This window comes from Mycobacterium sp. TH-M103, from assembly GCF_057473785.1.
Genome location: NZ_JBYCLG010000005.1, coordinates 1 through 17,431, shown reverse-complemented (window position 1 = coordinate 17,431; position 17,431 = coordinate 1). Strand labels below are relative to the sequence as shown.

Annotated in this window: 18 protein-coding genes; 9 read left to right on the top strand and 9 right to left on the bottom strand. The window is 71.0% G+C overall.

Going from position 1 to position 17,431, the window contains the following annotated elements:
- The first annotated feature begins 93 nt into the window (after positions 1 to 93).
- Complete coding sequence (locus AC2VOR_RS00245; RefSeq protein WP_369740152.1) at positions 94 to 1,023, top strand: class I SAM-dependent methyltransferase; 930 nt, start codon at positions 94 to 96, stop codon at positions 1,021 to 1,023.
- A gap of 13 nt (positions 1,024 to 1,036) precedes the next feature.
- Complete coding sequence (locus AC2VOR_RS00240; protein ID WP_369740154.1) at positions 1,037 to 2,227, top strand: CoA transferase; 1,191 nt, start codon at positions 1,037 to 1,039, stop codon at positions 2,225 to 2,227.
- Positions 2,228 to 2,229: 2 nt separating this feature from the next.
- Here the strand turns inward: AC2VOR_RS00240 and AC2VOR_RS00235 are convergent, their stop codons facing one another.
- The 7 genes from AC2VOR_RS00235 to AC2VOR_RS00205 all read right to left on the bottom strand — a co-directional run bounded on the left by AC2VOR_RS00235 (position 2,230) and on the right by AC2VOR_RS00205 (position 10,029).
- Positions 2,230 to 3,501, bottom strand: a complete 1,272-nt coding sequence (locus tag AC2VOR_RS00235; protein ID WP_369741734.1) for an MFS transporter — start codon at positions 3,499 to 3,501, stop codon at positions 2,230 to 2,232.
- Positions 3,502 to 3,615: 114 nt separating this feature from the next.
- Positions 3,616 to 4,056, bottom strand: a complete 441-nt coding sequence (locus tag AC2VOR_RS00230; RefSeq protein WP_369740156.1) for a response regulator — start codon at positions 4,054 to 4,056, stop codon at positions 3,616 to 3,618.
- The gene (locus AC2VOR_RS00225; protein WP_369741735.1) at positions 4,053 to 5,615 is read right to left on the bottom strand and encodes a sensor histidine kinase; all 1,563 of its coding nucleotides are present in this window, start codon (positions 5,613 to 5,615) and stop codon (positions 4,053 to 4,055) included. Before AC2VOR_RS00225 ends, AC2VOR_RS00230 begins: the two co-directional genes overlap by 4 nt.
- A 71-nt stretch (positions 5,616 to 5,686) precedes the next feature.
- A complete protein-coding gene (locus tag AC2VOR_RS00220) occupies positions 5,687 to 6,877 on the bottom strand; it encodes a PP2C family protein-serine/threonine phosphatase (RefSeq protein WP_369740157.1) in 1,191 nt (396 codons plus the stop codon).
- A 216-nt stretch (positions 6,878 to 7,093) separates the two neighbouring features.
- Positions 7,094 to 8,263, bottom strand: coding sequence for an acyl-CoA dehydrogenase (locus AC2VOR_RS00215; protein WP_369740159.1), 1,170 nt, complete (start codon positions 8,261 to 8,263; stop codon positions 7,094 to 7,096).
- A 16-nt stretch (positions 8,264 to 8,279) separates the two neighbouring features.
- On the bottom strand, positions 8,280 to 8,807 hold the full coding sequence (purE, locus tag AC2VOR_RS00210; protein WP_369740161.1) for a 5-(carboxyamino)imidazole ribonucleotide mutase: 528 nt from the start codon (positions 8,805 to 8,807) through the stop codon (positions 8,280 to 8,282).
- Positions 8,794 to 10,029 (bottom strand): 5-(carboxyamino)imidazole ribonucleotide synthase, encoded by a 1,236-nt coding sequence (locus tag AC2VOR_RS00205; RefSeq protein WP_369740163.1) that lies wholly within the window; start codon positions 10,027 to 10,029, stop codon positions 8,794 to 8,796. The genes purE and AC2VOR_RS00205 overlap by 14 nt, the downstream gene beginning before the upstream one ends.
- 98 nt (positions 10,030 to 10,127) lie before the next feature.
- On the opposite strand from AC2VOR_RS00205, the gene AC2VOR_RS00200 reads away from it, so the two are divergent.
- Positions 10,128 to 10,835: a GtrA family protein gene (locus tag AC2VOR_RS00200; protein ID WP_369740165.1), complete on the top strand. Its 708-nt coding sequence runs from the start codon at positions 10,128 to 10,130 to the stop codon at positions 10,833 to 10,835.
- On the opposite strand, the gene AC2VOR_RS00195 is transcribed toward AC2VOR_RS00200, so the two are convergent.
- Complete coding sequence (locus AC2VOR_RS00195) at positions 10,781 to 11,308, bottom strand: PH domain-containing protein (protein ID WP_369740167.1); 528 nt, start codon at positions 11,306 to 11,308, stop codon at positions 10,781 to 10,783. The genes AC2VOR_RS00200 and AC2VOR_RS00195 overlap by 55 nt on opposite strands.
- A 23-nt stretch (positions 11,309 to 11,331) precedes the next feature.
- Positions 11,332 to 12,153, bottom strand: coding sequence for a biotin--[acetyl-CoA-carboxylase] ligase (locus tag AC2VOR_RS00190; RefSeq protein ID WP_369740168.1), 822 nt, complete (start codon positions 12,151 to 12,153; stop codon positions 11,332 to 11,334).
- A 50-nt stretch (positions 12,154 to 12,203) separates the two neighbouring features.
- On the opposite strand from AC2VOR_RS00190, the gene AC2VOR_RS00185 reads away from it, so the two are divergent.
- The 6 genes from AC2VOR_RS00185 to AC2VOR_RS00160 form a co-directional block, all read left to right on the top strand.
- Complete coding sequence (locus tag AC2VOR_RS00185) at positions 12,204 to 13,853, top strand: acyl-CoA carboxylase subunit beta (RefSeq protein ID WP_369740169.1); 1,650 nt, start codon at positions 12,204 to 12,206, stop codon at positions 13,851 to 13,853.
- Positions 13,850 to 14,092 (top strand): acyl-CoA carboxylase subunit epsilon, encoded by a 243-nt coding sequence (locus AC2VOR_RS00180; protein ID WP_369740171.1) that lies wholly within the window; start codon positions 13,850 to 13,852, stop codon positions 14,090 to 14,092. The genes AC2VOR_RS00185 and AC2VOR_RS00180 overlap by 4 nt, the downstream gene beginning before the upstream one ends.
- A complete protein-coding gene (locus AC2VOR_RS00175; protein WP_369740173.1) occupies positions 14,089 to 14,769 on the top strand; it encodes a Maf family protein in 681 nt (226 codons plus the stop codon). Before AC2VOR_RS00180 ends, AC2VOR_RS00175 begins: the two co-directional genes overlap by 4 nt.
- 9 nt (positions 14,770 to 14,778) lie before the next feature.
- On the top strand, positions 14,779 to 15,684 hold the full coding sequence (locus AC2VOR_RS00170) for a sulfurtransferase (RefSeq protein ID WP_369740175.1): 906 nt from the start codon (positions 14,779 to 14,781) through the stop codon (positions 15,682 to 15,684).
- On the top strand, positions 15,681 to 16,103 hold the full coding sequence (locus tag AC2VOR_RS00165) for a SufE family protein (protein ID WP_369740176.1): 423 nt from the start codon (positions 15,681 to 15,683) through the stop codon (positions 16,101 to 16,103). Before AC2VOR_RS00170 ends, AC2VOR_RS00165 begins: the two co-directional genes overlap by 4 nt.
- Positions 16,104 to 16,227: 124 nt before the next feature.
- A partial coding sequence (locus tag AC2VOR_RS00160) for an acetyl-CoA carboxylase biotin carboxylase subunit (RefSeq protein ID WP_486962974.1) occupies positions 16,228 to 17,431 on the top strand: 1,204 nt, incomplete at its 3' end.

The window sequence follows — 17,431 nt, the reverse complement described above, 5'->3', positions numbered from 1 at the left end:
GCGCGCGAAACCGAGCCGCGGACAGCGCCATAGCGTTCCTCGTTACGCTGTCCAACCAGTGGGTCCCGGTACATCGACGAAGGGTTTTGACGAATGGCGCGCACCGAGAACGACACGTGGGACCTGGCGACCAGCGTGGGGGCCACCGCCACCATGGTGGCGGCCGGCCGGGCCCGGGCGACCCGCGACAAGCTGATCGACGACCCGTTCGCCGAGCCGCTGGTGCGCGCGGTCGGCGTGGACTTCTTCACCCGGTGGTCCGCGGGCGAACTCGACTCAGCCGACGTCGACATCCCCGGCGCGGCGTGGGGCATGCAGCGCATGACCGACATGCTGGCGGCGCGCACCCGCTACATCGACAAATTCTTCGCCGACGCGGCGGCCGCAGGCGTGCGCCAGGTGGTCCTGCTGGCGTCGGGCCTGGACGCGCGCGCCTACCGGCTGCCGTGGCCGGCGGGCACCACGGTGTTCGAGATCGACCAGCCCCAGGTGCTCGACTTCAAGAGCGTCACCATCGCGCAGCTGGGCGCCAACCCGACCGCGCAGGTGCGGCCCGTGCCGATCGACCTGCGCCACGACTGGCCCTCGGCGCTGCGGCAGGCCGGCTTCGACACCGCCGCGCCCGCGGCCTGGGCCGCCGAGGGCCTGCTCGGGTTCCTGCCGCCCGACGCGCAGGATCGGTTGCTGGACAACATCACCGAACTCAGCGCCGACGGCAGCCGGCTGGTCGCCGAGGTGTTCTTGAACTCAGGCGTCAACGCGCAGGCGCTGAACGCCGCCGCCGCCCGGTGGCAGGAGAACGGCCTGGACGTCGCGCTCGACGACCTGGGCTTCCCCGGCGAGCGCAACGACGCCGCGAGCTACCTCCAGGACCGCGGCTGGGTGACGGTGCGCACGCCGCTGAACCAGCTGCTGGCCGAGCACGGGCTGCCGCTGCAGCCCACCGACGGCCCCGACGACAGCGAGCAGGCGCCGTTCGCCCGCAACTACTACTGCACCGCGGTGCTGCGCAAGGCCGACTGAAGAAAGGCACCCCATGCCGGACAGCAACGCCCCCAAGCCACTCGACGGCTACCGCGTGCTCGATTTCACCCAGAACATCGCCGGCCCGCTGGCCGGGCAGGTGCTGGCGGACCTGGGCGCCGAGGTCGTCAAGATCGAGGCACCCGCCGGTGAGGCGGCCCGCCACATCACCGCGGTCCTGCCCGGGCGGCCGCCGCTGGCCACGCTGTTCCTGCCGCACAACCGCGGCAAGAAGTCGGTGGCGGTGGACCTGACCACCGAGGAGGGCCGCCAGCAGATCCTGCGGCTGGCCGAGACCGCCGACGTCGTGCTGGAGGGGTTCCGCCCGGGCGTGATGGAGCGCATGGGGCTGGGCCCCGACGAGCTGCGCTCCCGCAACCCCCGGCTGGTCTACGCCCGGCTGTCGGCCTACGGCGGCAACGGCCCGCACGGCAGCAGGCCGGGGGTGGACCTGATGGTCGCCGCCGAGTCGGGCATGACCACCGGGATGCCCACGCCCAGCGGCAAACCACAGATCATCCCGTTCCAGCTCGTGGACGCCGCCAGCGGGCACGTCCTGGCCCAGGCGGTGCTGGCCGCCCTGCTGCACCGTGAACGGCACGGGGTGGCCGACGTGGTGCGGGTCGCAATGTACGACGTCGCGGTCGGCCTGCAGGCCGCCCAGCTCACGATCCACCTGAACAAGCCGACCGAGACGCCCACCGATGCGGCGCCGAAGCCCAAGCGGCGCAAGGGGGTCGGCTTCGCCACCCAGCCCTCGGACGCGTTCCGGGCCGCCGACGGCTACCTGGTGATCAGCGCGTACGTGCCCAAGCACTGGGCCAAGCTGTGCGAGCTCATCGGCCGGCCCGACCTGCTCGAGGACGAACGGTTCGTCGACCAGCGGGCGCGCGCGCTGCACTACCCGGAGCTGACCGAAGAACTCGAGGCGGCGCTGGCCGGCAAGACCGCGGCCGAATGGGTGGAGCTGTTGCAGGAGGGCGGCCTGATGGCCTGCCACGCCCACACCTGGAAAGAGGTGGTGGGCACCCCGCTGTTCGCGGAGAACGAGCTCGCCCTGCGGGTCGGCGGCAGCCCGGACAACGGCGAGGGCGCCGTCACCGTCGTGCGCACCCCGGCCCGCTACTCCAGTTTCGACGCCGCGGCCCCCGAGCCCCCGCCGGCGATCGGCGCGCACAACGAAGAGTTCCTCTCCGCACCCTAGGCCTAGGGATCGGTCAACGCCGCGCCCAGCGTCTCGGGCAGCGCCAGGGTGCAGCCGAGGCTGGTGAGCACCAGGACGGCCATCATCGGCCCGATGGCCCACGGCCCCGCGGTCTCGGCGAGCGCGCCGGCGAGCATCGGCGGCACCGCGCCGCCGACGAGCCCGCCGGCGTTGAACGCCAGCCCGGCTCCGGTGTAGCGGTAGCGGGTGGCGAACGTCTCGGGGATGAACGCGCTGAGCGGGCCGATCAGCACACCCATGATCGCGAAGGTGACGACTATGGCGACACCGAACAGGGCCGCGATCCCGGTGTTCATCAACGGCATCACCGCGAACGACCACGGCACGGCCGCGGCGAAACCCCACAGCAGGACCCGCCGCCGGCCGACGCGGTCGCACAGGACCGCCGCCGGTGCGGTCAGCGCGATCGACGACAGCCCGCCGAGCACACCGACGAACAGGATCACGTTGCGGGACTGCCCGAGCTCGCCGCGGGCGTAGTTCAGCAGATAGGTCGCCGCCATGAAGCTCAGCGTGAAAGGCCCCACGGCACAGCCGGCGGCGAGCACGACCCGCCGGGTCTGATCGCGCAGCAGCGCGGCGATCGGCGCGGTGCGCGGGGCATCATGGGCGCGCCGCAACTCCGCGGCGAAAACCGGTGTCTCGCCGATGTTCAGGCGCACGTAGAGCGCCACCACGACCAGCACGGCGCTGAACAGGAACGGCACCCGCCACCCCCAGGCCAGGAAGGCGGGGCTGGTCTCCCCGACGGTGGCGTTGACCACCAGCATGGCGAGGTTGGCCAGCACCAGTCCCACGCCGGCCCCCAGCGGGGTGAACATCGCGTACCGCCCGCGCCGACCGGCCGGTGCGTGCTCGGCGAGCAGCAGGGCCGAGCCGGCCCACTCGCCGCCGAGCGCCAGCCCCTGCAGCAGCCGCAGGGCAAGCAGGGCCAGCGGGCCGGCCACACCGACGGTCGCCACGCCGGGCAGCAGGCCCACCGCCACGGTGGACAGGCCCATGATCAGCAACGTCGCGACCAGCGTCGCCTTCCTGCCGCGCCGGTCGCCGAAGTGCCCGAAAACGGCGGCGCCCAACGGCCGGGACACGAACGCCGCGGCGAACGTCGCCATCGACGCGATCGTCGCCATCGTCGCGCCCAGGTCGGGAAAGAACACGCTGGGGAACACCAGGGCCGCCGCGGTGCCGTAGAGGAAGAAGTCGTAGAACTCGATGGCCGAGCCGGCCAGGCTCGCCAGCGCCACGCGCGTCATCCGGGACCGCCCGCCGGACCGCGGGCGCAGCGAACCCGGCGGCGCCTGCTGGATGTTCACGCCGGACATGTTCGCACGCCGGCCGGCACCCGGAGTCGTGAGTGCAGGCGCCGCTCACAGACCCGGCAACCGCACCACCTGGATGAAGAACTCGTCGATCTGGCGGACCGCGTTGATGAACTGGTCGAGGTCGACCGGCTTGGTGACGTAGGCGTTGGCGTGCAACTGGTAGCTGCGCAGGATGTCCTCCTCCGCCGAGGACGTCGTGAGCACGACCACCGGGATGCGCGCCAGGTCGGGATCGGACTTGACCTGCTCGAGCAGTTGGCGGCCGTCGTACTTGGGCAGGTTCAGGTCGAGCAGGATCAGGTCGGGCCGCACCGCGTCCGCGAACTTGCCGCGCCTGTAGAGGTAGTCCAGGCCTTCCTCGCCGTCGTGCGCGACGTTGAGGTTGTTCTTGAGCTTGTTGTGCTCGAACGCCTCCCGGGTGATCAGCTCGTCGCCCGGGTCGTCTTCGACGAGCAGGATTTCGATCGCTCTCCCGGCCGAGGTCATTGCTGTGCTCCTTCTGGCTGTGCTTGTTCTGCTTGGTCTTGGGGGGCCTGGTCTTCGGGGGCCGGGTCTTCGGGAGCCGGGGCCATGGGCAGGGTGAACTCGAACCGGGTGCCGTCGACGTAGGACGTGTCGATGTGGATGCTGCCGCCGTGGTGCTCGACGATCTTCTTGCACAGCGCCAACCCGACCCCGGTCCCGTGGTACGCGTCGCGGCCGTGCAGGCGCTGGAAGATGACGAACACCTTCTCGGCGAACTCCTCGGGTATCCCGATGCCGTTGTCGGAAACCCGGAACACCCACTGGTCCTCGCGGTCACCGGTGCCCGGTTCGCATTCGATGACGACGTGGGGCGAGGTGTCCTCGCGCCGGAACTTCACCGCGTTGCCGATCAGGTTCTGCCACAGCATCGTCAGCAGGGTGGGGTCGCCGACGATCCGCGGGAGCGGCTCGGGCGGTCGCACGATCTGCGCGCCGGACTCCTCGATCGCGGCGGAGACGTTGCTCATGGCCGCGTCCAGCGGCACGTCGAGGTCCACCTCGGCCTGGAAGGTGCCCAGCCGGCCGACGCGGGAGAAGGTGAGCAGGTCGTTGATCAGCACCTGCATGCGTTTGGCCCCGTCGACCGCGAACCCGATGTACTCGGCGCCGCGCTCGTCGAGCTTGTCGCCGTAGCGCTTCTCGAGCAGCTGGCAGAACGAGGCGACCTTGCGCAGCGGCTCCTGCAGGTCGTGCGAGGCGACGTAGGCGAACTGCTCGAGTTCGGCGTTGGAACGGCGCAGCTCCTCGGCCTGCTCGTCCAACTGCGCCCGGGCGGTGCGGGACGCCTCGAGCTCTTCGACCATCCGCCGGCGCATGTTCTCCACGTCGATCGCCATGCCGCGGATGTCCCTGGGCCGCCTGGGCGGTGAGATGGTCTCGGCGAAGCTGCCCTCGGTGATCCGCCGGCACGCCAAGGCCAGGTCCGCCAGCGGGCGGCTGACCGTGTCGCGCACCAGCAGCCCCAGCACCACCGCGGAGGCGAAGAACACCACCACCAGCGAAATCAGCACGCGGTCGCGCCAGGCGTCGGTGTGCCGGAGTTGCCCGGCGGCGTGCACCCACGCCGCGGACAGGCTCGCGTTCTGGGCGTCGAAGAGGGCACGTAGCTGGTCGAACTGGGCCTTGCCGCGCTCGGCCACCCCGCCGTCCACGACGTTCGGGGAGTGGGGGGTCACGCGGGCGATCAGCGGCTCGGCATAGCTGGACCGCCACCGCGCGGCGGACTGCTCGATCTCGTCGAGGTTGGCGATGAGGTTCGCGCGCCCGCCGAGGCGGCGGCGGATCTCCTCGGCCGCGGCCCGCTCCGCGCGTTGTCCGTCGTAGTAGGGCGCCAGGAACTGGCGATCGGCGGTGATCAGGTAGCCGCGAACGCCGGTCTCCTGGTCGCGCAGCGCGGCCTGCAGCTGGCACGCCGCCACCCGCGCCGGCTGGATGTCGTCGATGAGCTCCCGCGACATCTTGTCGGTGCGGTCCAGCAGCACGGTGCCGACCGCGGCGCCGGTCAGCACCAGCATGCCCATGACGAACAGGACCACCGCCTGCCATCCCCGCGTGGTGAGCCGCGACGGGCGCAGCGAGCGCAACGTCGGCGTCACGCCGTGGTCCGCTCGACGCGCAGCACCGCGATGTCGTCGGTGAGCCCGCCCTGCGGCCGGGCGAGCTTTTCGGCCTCGTCGATGAGCGCGTCCACGAATGCCGGCCCGGGCCGGTTGGCGTGCCGGCGCGCCAGGGCGAGCAGACCGTCCTCGCCGAGGCGCCGGGCGCCCCGCCCCGAGTACCCCTCGAACAGACCGTCGGTCAGCAGCAGCAGCCCGTGCCCCACGGGCAGGTCCAGGTCGTGGCGCGGCCAGTCGTCGGCCCGCAGCCCCAGCGCCGGCCCCGCCGGCGGCTCGATCCAGTCCACGCAGCCGCCGCCCTGCAGCAGCATCCCGGGATGGCCGGCGCGGACCGTGGTGACCCGCGGGCTGTCCGGCGAGATCTCCAGGGTGAGCACCGTCGCGAAGATACCGGTGGCGGTCCGTTCGGAGTGCAGCACCCGCTCCAGCTGCCGCATCAGCTCGACCCCGTGCAACCCGGCGAACGTCAGAGCGCGGAACGCGATCCGCAGGGCCGCGCCCAGGGCCGCCTCGTGCGGGCCGTGCCCGGCGACGTCGCCGATCAGCACGTGCACGGTGCGGTCGGGGGTCTGGACGACGTCGTAGAAGTCCCCGCACAGCAGCGCGTCCTCGCGGCTGGGCCGGTACCGCGCGACGATCTCGACTCCCGAGTTGTCGTGCAGCAGCGGGGAGGGCAGCAGGCCGCGTTCCAGCAGCGCGTTCTCGCGGGCACGGAGCCGGGTGGCGTGCAGGTCGGCGGCGATGAGCTCGGCCCGTTTGCGCTCGATCGCGTACAGCAGCGCCCGCCGCAACATCTCCGGTTCGACCCGCCCCTTGACCAGGTAGTCCTGGGCGCCGGCCGCGACGGCCGAGGCCCCGAAGTACTCGTCGTTCAGCCCGGTCAACACCACGATCGGGACCGTGGCGTCGCGTTTGGCGATGCGGTCCAGGGCGTCGATCCCGCTGGCGTCGGGCAGGTGCAGGTCCAGCAGCACGCAGTCGGGCCGGGCGGCCGCGAGCTCACGCTCGGCGTGCGCCATGGACTGCGCCCACACCACCCGGATGTCGGCGACGGCGTCCGCGATGAGGTCCTCGACGAGCACCGCGTCGGCCCGGTCGTCCTCGACCAGCAACAGCGACAACGACTGCCAATGGGCCGCCGGGGTAACTGGAGCACGCACAGGCATCACTTCCGGTCATCCGCGGGCGCCGGGAGGTGAGCAACTTTTTAACTCGACCCCCCGCGGGCCGCGGCAGCCATTAGCTGTGTGGCGACGCTCCGACCGCAGAGCCGGCGCGCCGAAAGAGGCTTGCGTACCGGCTTACCACCCCGAACGGTTGCCGTGAGTGATCTTATGCGGTGCGCCTGCGCTTTCCCAACACAGGCTGAACCAGGGGTGGCGTCAGCGCAACAACGCCCGCGACATCACGACGCGCTGGATCTGGTTGGTGCCCTCGTAGATCTGGGTGATCTTGGCGTCGCGCATCATCCGCTCGACGGGGAAGTCGGCGGTGTAGCCGTATCCGCCGAACAGCTGCACCGCGTCGGTGGTCACCTCCATCGCGACGTCGGAGGCGAAGCACTTCGAGGCCGCGGAGATGAAGCCCAGATTGGCTTCACCGCGCTCGGCGCGCGCGGCCGCCTGATACACCATCAGCCGGGCGGCCTCGACCTTCATCGCCATGTCGGCGAGCATGAACTGCACACCCTGGTTGTCGGCGACCGGGCGGCCGAACTGCTTGCGCTCCTTGGTGTAGGCGATCGCCGCGTCCACCGCGCCCTGGGCGATGCCCACGGCCTGCGCGCCGATGGTGGGCCGGGTGTGATCCAGGGTGGCCAGCGCGGTCTTGAAACCGGTGCCGGGCTCGCCGATGATCCGGTCACCGGGGATGCGGCAGTTCTCGAAGTACAACTCCGTGGTCGGCGAGCCCTTGATCCCGAGCTTGCGCTCCTTGGGGCCGACGGTGAAGCCCTCGTCGTCTTTGTGCACCATGAACGAAGAGATCCCGTTGGCGCCCTTGTCCGGGTCGGTCACCGCCATCACCGTGTACCAGCTCGACACCCCGCCGTTGGTGATCCAGCACTTGGCGCCGTTGAGGATCCAGTCGTCCCCGTCGGCCTTGGCCCGGGTCCGCATCGCCGCCGCGTCACTGCCGGCCTCGCGCTCGGAAAGCGCGTACGACGCCATCGCGGTGCCGTCGGCGATCTGCGGCAGCACCTGCTTCTTGAGCTCCTCGGAGCCGCGCAGGATCAGGCCCATCGTGCCCAGCTTGTTCACCGCGGGGATCAGCGACGCCGACGCGTCGACCCGGGCGACCTCCTCGATCACGATGCACGCCGCCACCGAATCGGCGCCCTGACCGCCGTACTCCTCGGGCACGTGCACCGCGTTGAAACCCGAGGCGTTCAACGCATCCAGGGCCTCGGACGGAAACCGCGACTTCTCGTCCACCTCGGCGGCGTGCGGAGCGATCTCCTTCTCCGCCAACGCCCGGATCGCCGCCCGCAACTCCTGATGCTCCTCGGGCAACCGAAACAAATCGAACGACGAATTTCCGGCCCATCCAGCCATCTCAAGCCTCCCTGCGCTACTCACCGGTAACTTTACCGTGCAGCCGCCGCACCGCCGCATCCTTGGTCCGCACACTCTCGGCCAGCTCGTTTTGGAACTCGACGACCCGGGCCCGCAGCGCCGCGTCCGACGAGGCGAGGATGCGCACGGCCAGCAGGCCCGCGTTGCGGCCGCCGCCGATGGAGACCGTGGCCACCGGAACGCCCGCGGGCATCTGCACGATCGACAGCAGCGAGTCCAGGCCGTCCAGGCGCGCCAGCGGCACCGGCACCCCGATCACCGGCAGCGGCGTCGCCGCGGCGACCATCCCGGGCAGGTGGGCGGCGCCGCCCGCGCCGGCGATGATCACCTCGATGCCGCGGTCGGCGGCGCCGCGGGCGTAGTCGAACATCACCTGCGGCGTGCGGTGCGCCGACACCACGCGGACCTCGGCTCCGATGCCGAACTCGGCGAGCGCGGCGGCGGCGTCGGCCATCACCGACCAGTCGCTGTCGCTGCCCATGATGACCCCCACACGGGGGCTGCGGGGGCTAGTGGTGCTCATGTGGGTCCCATCCGTCCGCCCATCGGCCGTGTGACAGCCAGTGCGCCGCCAGTTCGGCGCGTTCCCTCAGGTTTTCCAGCTCCGCTGAGTCGCTGCCCAGGAAGTTGATGTGCCCGATCTTGCGGCCGGGCCGTTCGGCCTTGCCGTACAGGTGCACCCGGGCGTCCGGCATCCGCGCGAACAGGTGGTGCAGCCGCTCGTCCATCGACATCGCCGGCAGTTGCGGCGCACCCAGCACGTTGGCCATCACGGTCACCGGGGCGATCGCGTCGGTGTCGCCGAGCGGATAGTCCAGCACCGCGCGCAGGTGCTGCTCGAACTGGCTGGTGCGCGACCCGTCCATGGTCCAGTGCCCGGAGTTGTGCGGCCGCATCGCGAGTTCGTTGACCAGCAGGGTCCCGTCGGTGGTCTCGAACAGCTCGACAGCGAGCACCCCGACCACCCCCAGCTCGGCGGCCAGCCGCAACGCCAGCCGCTGCGCGGCGGCCGCCGACTCCCCGGACAGCTCCGGTGCGGGCGCGATCACCTGCACGCAGATCCCGTCGCGCTGCACGGTCTGGACCACCGGCCACGCCGCGCCCTGGCCGAACGGCGAGCGCGCCACCAGCGCCGACAACTCCCGACGCAGCTCCACCCGCTCCTCGACCAGCACCGGCAGCCCGTCGTCCAGGCATTTGCCGGCGATCTCGCGGGCGCCGGCGAGGTCGCGGGCCATCCAGACCCCCCGGCCGTCGTAGCCGCCCCGCACCGCCTTGACCACCACCGGGGCGTCGTCGGCGGCGCCCAGGGTGCGCGCGAACGCGTCCAGGTCGTCGATGCTGTCCACCGGCGCGTAGCGGGGCACCGGGGCGCCCAGGGCCTCCAGCCGGCGCCGCATCACGAACTTGTCCTGGGCGTGCACCAGGGCGCTGGGCGGCGGGGCGACGTTGACGCCCTCGGCGACGAGCTTGTCCAGCAGGTCGGTGGGGACGTGCTCGTGGTCGAACGTCAGCACGTGGGCCCCGGCCGCGACCCGGCGCAGGTCCTCCAGATCGAGGTGCGAGCCGATCACCACGTCGGGAGTGACCTGCGCGGCCGACTCGTCGGCGGAGGTCGCCAGCACCCGCAACGTCTGCCCCAGCGCGATCGCGGCCTGGTGGGTCATCCGGGCGAGCTGGCCGCCGCCGACCATGGCCACACGCGGGGCGAGGACGGGCGTGGGGGTACTCGGCACGGCCATCATGGTGTCATGGGGGCGGCCCGGCCGGTGACCGGCGGTGAGACCGGATCGTTATGAACCATTTTGCGTCGTTTTTGTGTCCGTCCGTACACTCACGTGTTGTGCCCTTCGCCGATGCAACGATTGCGCGTTTGCCCGCGGCTTTTCAGCCCTGTGTGCAGCGCCACCACGAACTGATCAAGTTCGCGATCGTCGGCGGCACCACCTTCATCATCGACTCGGCAATCTTCTACACCCTCAAGCTCACGATCCTGGAGACCAAGCCGGTCACCGCCAAGGTGATCGCCGGCATCGTCGCGGTCATCGCCTCCTACGTGCTGAACCGGGAGTGGAGCTTCCGCGACCGCGGCGGTCGCGAACGCCACCACGAGGCGCTGCTGTTCTTCGCCTTCAGCGGTGTCGGGGTGCTGCTGAGCATGGCGCCGCTGTGGTTCTCCAGCTACGTCCTGCAGTTGCGGGAGCCGATGGTTTCGCTGACGGTGGAGAACATCGCCGACTTCGTCTCGGCCTACATCATCGGGAATTTGCTGCAGATGGCTTTCCGATTCTGGGCGTTCCGGCGCTGGGTGTTCCCCGACGCGTTCGCGCGCATTCCCGACATGGCCCTGGAGGAGAAGGCCCTCGAGTCCGCCCTCACCGCCGGCGGGATCGCCGAGGTCTTCGAGGACACCATCGAGGGCGGCAACATGGGCCCCCACATGGGCAACGTCACCCTGCTGCGCGCCTGGCGCAGCCGCAAGGCGGGCCGATCGGGTCAGCCCGGCGCCTCCGTAGAACCCGGGGCGCCCAGGGTGTCGAAGACTTCGTGATACAGCAGCGCGTGCACCTCGCGCAGTCGCGGAATGTCGTGGAACTCCAACGGGTCTTGTGGCGCCGACTCGATGACCAACGTCCCGCACCGGAAGATCCGCTCGAAGATCCGGTCGCGGAATTCGACGCTGTTGATCCGCGCCAGCGGGATGTCGAGCCCGGCCCGGGTGAGCACCCCGTGCCGGTACATCACCCGCCGGCTGGTGACGACGAAATGGGTGGTCAGCCAGGTCAGGAACGGCCACCACGCCAGCCAGCCGACGACCACTAGCCAGATCCCCCAGATGACGCCGTGGATGACGTTCTTGGCGGTCTGCTCCCACTGCGTCGAGTTGAGGTAGCCCGAGCCGAAGGCCGCCAGCCCGGTCGCGGCCACGAACACCACGGCGGGCCAGAACAGCCGCTTCCAGTGCGGGTGATGGTGCAGCACCACCTGCTCGCCGGCGGCCAGGGCGTTGTCCGGATAACGCATGGTCGCGACATTAGCTGCGCCCGCTACCGCAGATGCACCACGTCACCGGCCGAGATCACGGCGGTTTCGCCTTCGGTCTGCAAGCACAGCCTGCCCTGGTCGTCGACGCCGGTGGCCGTGCCGACGACCTCCCGGCCGCCGGGCAGGTGCGCACGCACCCGGGTGCCGATCGTCAGGCTGTGCGCCCGGTAGTCGGCGGCCAACGCTCGGTCGGCGCCGCGCGCGGCCCGCCATGCCGCGATCCGTCCGCCGAGTTCGGTCAGCAGCGCGCGCACCAGCTCGCCGCGGTCGGGTGCGGCGACCCCGAGGTCGCGCAGCGAGGTGGCGCCGGCGACGTCGCCGGGGGCGCGGGTGACGTTGAGCCCCACGCCGATCACCACCGACGGCCGCGCCACCTCGGCGAGGATGCCCGCCAGCTTGCCGCGCGACTCCGGAGGGCCCGCCAGCACGTCGTTGGGCCACTTCAGGCCGGCCCGGCATCCGGTCCCCTCCAGCAGCGGGGCCACCGCCTCGACGACGGCCACCCCGGTGGCCAACGACAGCCAGCCCCACGCGGCGACCGGCACGTCGACGACGCTGACCCCGACCGACATCGTGATCTGGGCACGCGGGCCGGCCGACCAGCCGCGGCCGTGCCGCCCGCGGCCGGCGGTCTGGTGCTCGGCGATCAGCACCGCACCGGCAACGTCGGCCGCCCCGTCGGTCCCGGACGCCGCGCGCGCCAGCAGGTCGGCGTTGGTGGAGCCGGTCCGCTCGACGACGTCCAGGCGTCGCCAGCCCAGCCCGGCGCCGATCAGCTCCGCCCGCAGCGCGGCCTCGTTCAGAGGCGGGTCCCGGTCGCTCACCCGGCCCAGCCTAAGCAGTGCCGGACGGCCAGCCGATAACATCGACTGCCATGACAAGCGTTACCGACCGCTCGGCTCATTCCGCTGAGCCTGCGAGCGAACACATCGTCGACATCCACACCACCGCGGGCAAGCTGGCCGAGCTGCACAAGCGCCGGGAAGAGTCGCTGCACCCCGTCGGCGAGGAGGCCGTCGAGAAGGTCCACGCCAAGGGCAAGCTGACCGCCCGCGAGCGCGTCCTCGCGCTGCTCGACGAGGACTCCTTCGTCGAGCTCGACGCGCTGGCCCGGCACCGCAGCACGAACTTCGGCCTGGAGAACAACCGCCCCCTGGGCGACGGCGTTATCACCGGCTACGGCACCATCGACGGCCGCGACGTGTGCATCTTCAGCCAGGACGCCACCGTGTTCGGCGGCAGCCTGGGCGAGGTGTACGGCGAGAAGATCGTCAAGGTGCAGGAGCTGGCGATCAAGACCGGCCGGCCGCTGATCGGCATCAACGACGGCGCGGGCGCCCGCATCCAGGAGGGCGTCGTCTCGCTGGGCCTCTACAGCCGCATCTTCCGCAACAACATCGTCGCCTCCGGGGTCATCCCGCAGATCTCGCTGATCATGGGCGCCGCCGCCGGCGGGCACGTCTACTCCCCCGCCCTGACCGACTTCGTGGTGATGGTCGACCAGACCAGCCAGATGTTCATCACCGGCCCCGACGTCATCAAGACCGTCACCGGCGAGGACGTCACGATGGAGGAGCTCGGCGGCGCCCACACCCACATGGCCAAGTCCGGCACCGCGCACTACGTCGCCTCCGGTGAGCAGGACGCCTTCGACTGGGTGCGCGAGCTGCTGGGCTACCTGCCGCCCAACAACGCCACCGACCCGCCGCGCTACGCCGAGCCGATCCCCCAGGGCCCCATCGAGGACAACCTCACCGCCGAGGACATCGAGCTGGACACGCTGATCCCGGACTCCCCCAACCAGCCTTACGACATGCACGAGGTGATCACCCGCATCCTCGACGAGGACGAGTTCCTCGAGGTCCAGAACGGCTACGCGCAGAACATCGTCGTCGGGTTCGGCCGCATCGACGGCCGCCCGGTCGGCATCGTGGCCAACCAGCCGACCCACTTCGCCGGCTGCCTGGACATCAACGCCTCGGAGAAGGCGGCCCGGTTCGTGCGCACCTGCGACTGCTTCGGCATCCCGATCGTCATGCTCGTCGACGTCCCCGGGTTCCTGCCGGGCACCGGCCAGGAATACAACGGCATCATCCGCCGCGGCGCCAAGCTGCTCTACGCCTACGGCGAGGCGACCGTCCCCAAGATCACCGTCATCACCCGCAAGGCCTACGGCGGCGCCTACTGCGTCATGGGCTCCAAGGACATGGGCTGCGACGTCAACATCGCCTGGCCGACCGCCCAGATCGCCGTGATGGGCGCCTCCGGGGCCGTCGGGTTCGTCTACCGCCAGCAGCTCAAGGAGGCCGCCCGCGACGGCGCCGATGTCGACGAGCTGCGGTTGCGGCTGCAGCAGGAGTACGAGGACACGCTGGTGAACCCGTACGTGGCGGCCGAGCGGGGCTACGTCGACGCGGTGATCCCGCCGTCGCACACCCGCGGCTACATCGGCACGGCGCTGCGGCTGCTGGAACGCAAGATCTCCCACCTGCCGCCCAAGAAGCACGGGAACATCCCCCTGTGAGCGCCGACGAGGGCCACCAGCTGCACGAGCCGCACATCCAGATCCTGCGCGGCAAGCCCACCGCCGCGGAGTTGGCCGCGCTGATCGCCGTGCTCGGCAGCGCCGGCGCCGCGCCCCAACCGCCGCCGCCCGAGCGCACCCGCTGGGGCCTGCCGACCGACCAACTGCGCTATGCGATGACGAACTTTCAGCGACTCACCATGCAGCAGAAGATCCACATGCAGCGTATGCAGCAGTGACCCGGCTGGTGCTCGGCTCGGCGTCGGCGGGCCGGCTCAAAGTGCTGCGCCAAGCCGGCGTCGATCCGCTCGTCAGGGTCTCGGGGATCGACGAGGACGCCGTCATCGCCGGCCTGGGCGCCGACGCGCCGCCCGGGGACGTGGTGTGTGCGCTGGCCCGGGCCAAGGCCGAACGGGTGGCCGGTGAGCTCGAGCCCGCCGTCGCCGCCGACTGCGTCGTGATCGGCTGCGATTCGATGCTCCACCTGGACGGCCGGCTCTGCGGCAAGCCGGGTTCGACGTCCGCGGCACGCGACCTGTGGCAGGCCATGGCGGGGCGCGCCGGCCAGCTCCATACCGGCCACGCGCTGATTCGGTTGCTGGACAACGAGATTACTTACACCACTGCCGAAAACGCTGTCACCACAGTGCATTTCGGAACTCCGTCCCCCGAGGACCTCGATGCGTACCTGTCCTCGGGTGAATCCTTGCGCGTGGCAGGGGGATTCACCCTCGACGGCCTGGGCGGCTGGTTCATCGACGGCGTCGACGGCGACCCCTCGGCCGTGGTGGGGATCGGGCTGCCGCTGACCCGGTCGCTGCTGGTCCGCGCGGGAGTGTCGGTCGCCGCGGTGTGGGCGGCCAATCCGCCCGCCTCAAGCGCGCGCCCGCGCCCGCGAAACGCCGCGGGTGGGTAGGCTTTCGGTGTGCCCCTACCGCCCGATCCCAGCCCCACGCTCGCGGCCTACGCCCACCCCGAACGCCTGGTCACCACCGACTGGCTGTCGGCCCACCTGGGCGCGCCCGGCCTGGCGATCGTCGAATCCGACGAGGACGTCCTGCTCTACGACGTCGGCCACATCCCCGGCGCGGTCAAGATCGACTGGCACACCGACCTCAACGACGCGCCCGTGCGCGACTACATCACCGGCCGGCAGTTCGCCGAGCTGATGGACCGCAAGGGCATCGCCCGCGACGACACCGTGGTGATCTACGGCGACAAGAGCAACTGGTGGGCGGCGTATGCGCTGTGGGTCTTCACGCTGTTCGGCCACCCCGACGTGCGGCTGCTCAACGGCGGCCGCAACCTGTGGCTCTCCGAAGGGCGCGAGACCAGCCTCGAGGTCCCGACCAGAACCTCCACCGGATATCCCGTCGTGGCGCGCAACGACGAACCCATCCGCGCCTACAAGGACGACGTGCTGGCGGCGCTGGGCGCCGAGCCGCTGATCGACGTGCGCTCCCCGGAGGAGTACACCGGCGAGCGCACCCACATGCCCGACTACCCCGAGGAGGGGGTGCTGCGGGCCGGCCATATCCCCACCGCCCGGTCGATCCCGTGGAGCAGGGCCGTCGACGACAGCGGGCGCTTCCGCAGCCGCGAGGAGCTCGAGGAGCTCTACGGATTCCTCGGCCCCGACGACAAGGCCATCGTCTACTGCCGCATCGGGGAGCGGTCCAGCCACACCTGGTTCGTGCTCACGCACCTACTGGGCAAGCCCGGGGTGCGCAATTACGACGGGTCGTGGACCGAGTGGGGCAACACCGTGCGCGTCCCCATCGTGGCGGGCGCAGAACCGGGACAGGCGCCGGGAGCCGTACCGGCCCGATGAGCCTGCCCGCGCCGCTTGCCGAGGTGGTATCCGACTTCGCCGCAGTCCAGGGCCAGGACAAGCTCAAGCTCCTGCTCGAATTCGCCGACGACCTGCCCGGGCTGCCCGCCGAGCTGGAAGAGGCGGCGATGGAGCCGGTCCCCGAATGCCAGACCCCGCTGTTCCTGCACGTCGACGCCGGCGACCCGGACCGGGTGCGGCTGTACTTCAGCGCGCCCGTCGAGGCACCGACCACGCGCGGGTTCGCCTCGATCCTGGCCGCCGGCCTCGACGGGCAGCCCGCCGCCGACATCCTGGCGGTGCCCGAGGACTTCTACACCGAGCTGGGCCTGGCGGCTCTGATCAGCCCGCTGCGGCTGCGCGGCATGTCGGCGATGCTGGCCCGGATCAAGCGGCGGCTGCGCGAAACCTCCCGATAAGGCGCGAATTCCGGCACCGGCTGATCGCGCCGACGGCGCGCCGCTTAGACTTCCCAGGCAGAGTAAGAAACTCTCTTAAAGACGTCGCAGCACAAGTCTGCAGATATGCCAAACAGGAGGCGCAGTGGCTAGTCACGCCGGCTCGAGGATCTCCAAGGTGCTCGTCGCCAACCGCGGCGAGATCGCTGTCCGGGTGATCCGGGCGGCCCGCGACGCGGGGCTGCTCAGCGTGGCGGTGTACGCCGAGCCCGACGCGGACGCACCGCACGTGCGGCTGGCCGACGAGGCGTTCGCGCTGGGCGGCCAGACGTCGGCGGAGTCCTACCTGGACTTCGGCAAGATCCTCGACGCGGCGGCCAAGTCCGGGGCCAACGCCATCCACCCCGGCTACGGCTTCCTGTCGGAGAACGCCGACTTCGCCCAGGCGGTGATCGATGCGAACCTGATCTGGATCGGGCCCAGCCCGCAGTCGATCCGCGACCTCGGCGACAAGGTCACCGCCCGCCACATCGCCGCGCGCGCCCAGGCGCCGCTGGTGCCCGGCACTCCCGACCCGGTCAAGGACGCCGATGAGGTGGTGGCCTTCGCCCGGGAGTACGGCGTGCCGATCGCGATCAAGGCCGCCTTCGGCGGCGGCGGCAAGGGCATGAAGGTCGCCCGCACCCTCGAGGAGATCCCCGAGCTCTACGAGTCGGCGGTGCGCGAGGCCACGGCCGCGTTCGGCCGCGGCGAGTGCTTCGTCGAGCGCTACTTGGACAAGCCCCGCCACGTCGAGGCCCAGGTGATCGCCGACCAGCACGGCAACGTCGTCGTCGCGGGCACCCGCGACTGCTCGCTGCAGCGCCGCTTCCAGAAGCTGGTCGAGGAGGCCCCGGCGCCGTTTCTGACCGACGCGCAGCGCAAGGAGATCCACGAGTCGGCCAAGCGGATCTGCAAAGAGGCCCACTACTACGGCGCCGGCACCGTCGAGTACCTGGTCGGCCAGGACGGGCTGATCTCGTTCCTGGAGGTCAACACCCGGTTGCAGGTCGAGCACCCGGTCACCGAGGAGACCGCGGGCATCGACCTGGTGCGCGAGCAGTTCCGCATCGCCAACGGCGAGAAGCTGGACCTGACCGAGGACCCGACGCCGCGCGGCCACGCCTTCGAGTTCCGGATCAACGGCGAGGACGCCGGTCGCGGCTTTCTGCCCGCGCCGGGCCCGGTCACCCGGTTCGACCCCCCCGCGGGCGCCGGGGTGCGGCTGGACTCCGGCGTGGAGACCGGCTCGGTGATCGGCGGGCAGTTCGACTCGATGCTGGCCAAGCTGATCGTGTACGGCGCCAGCC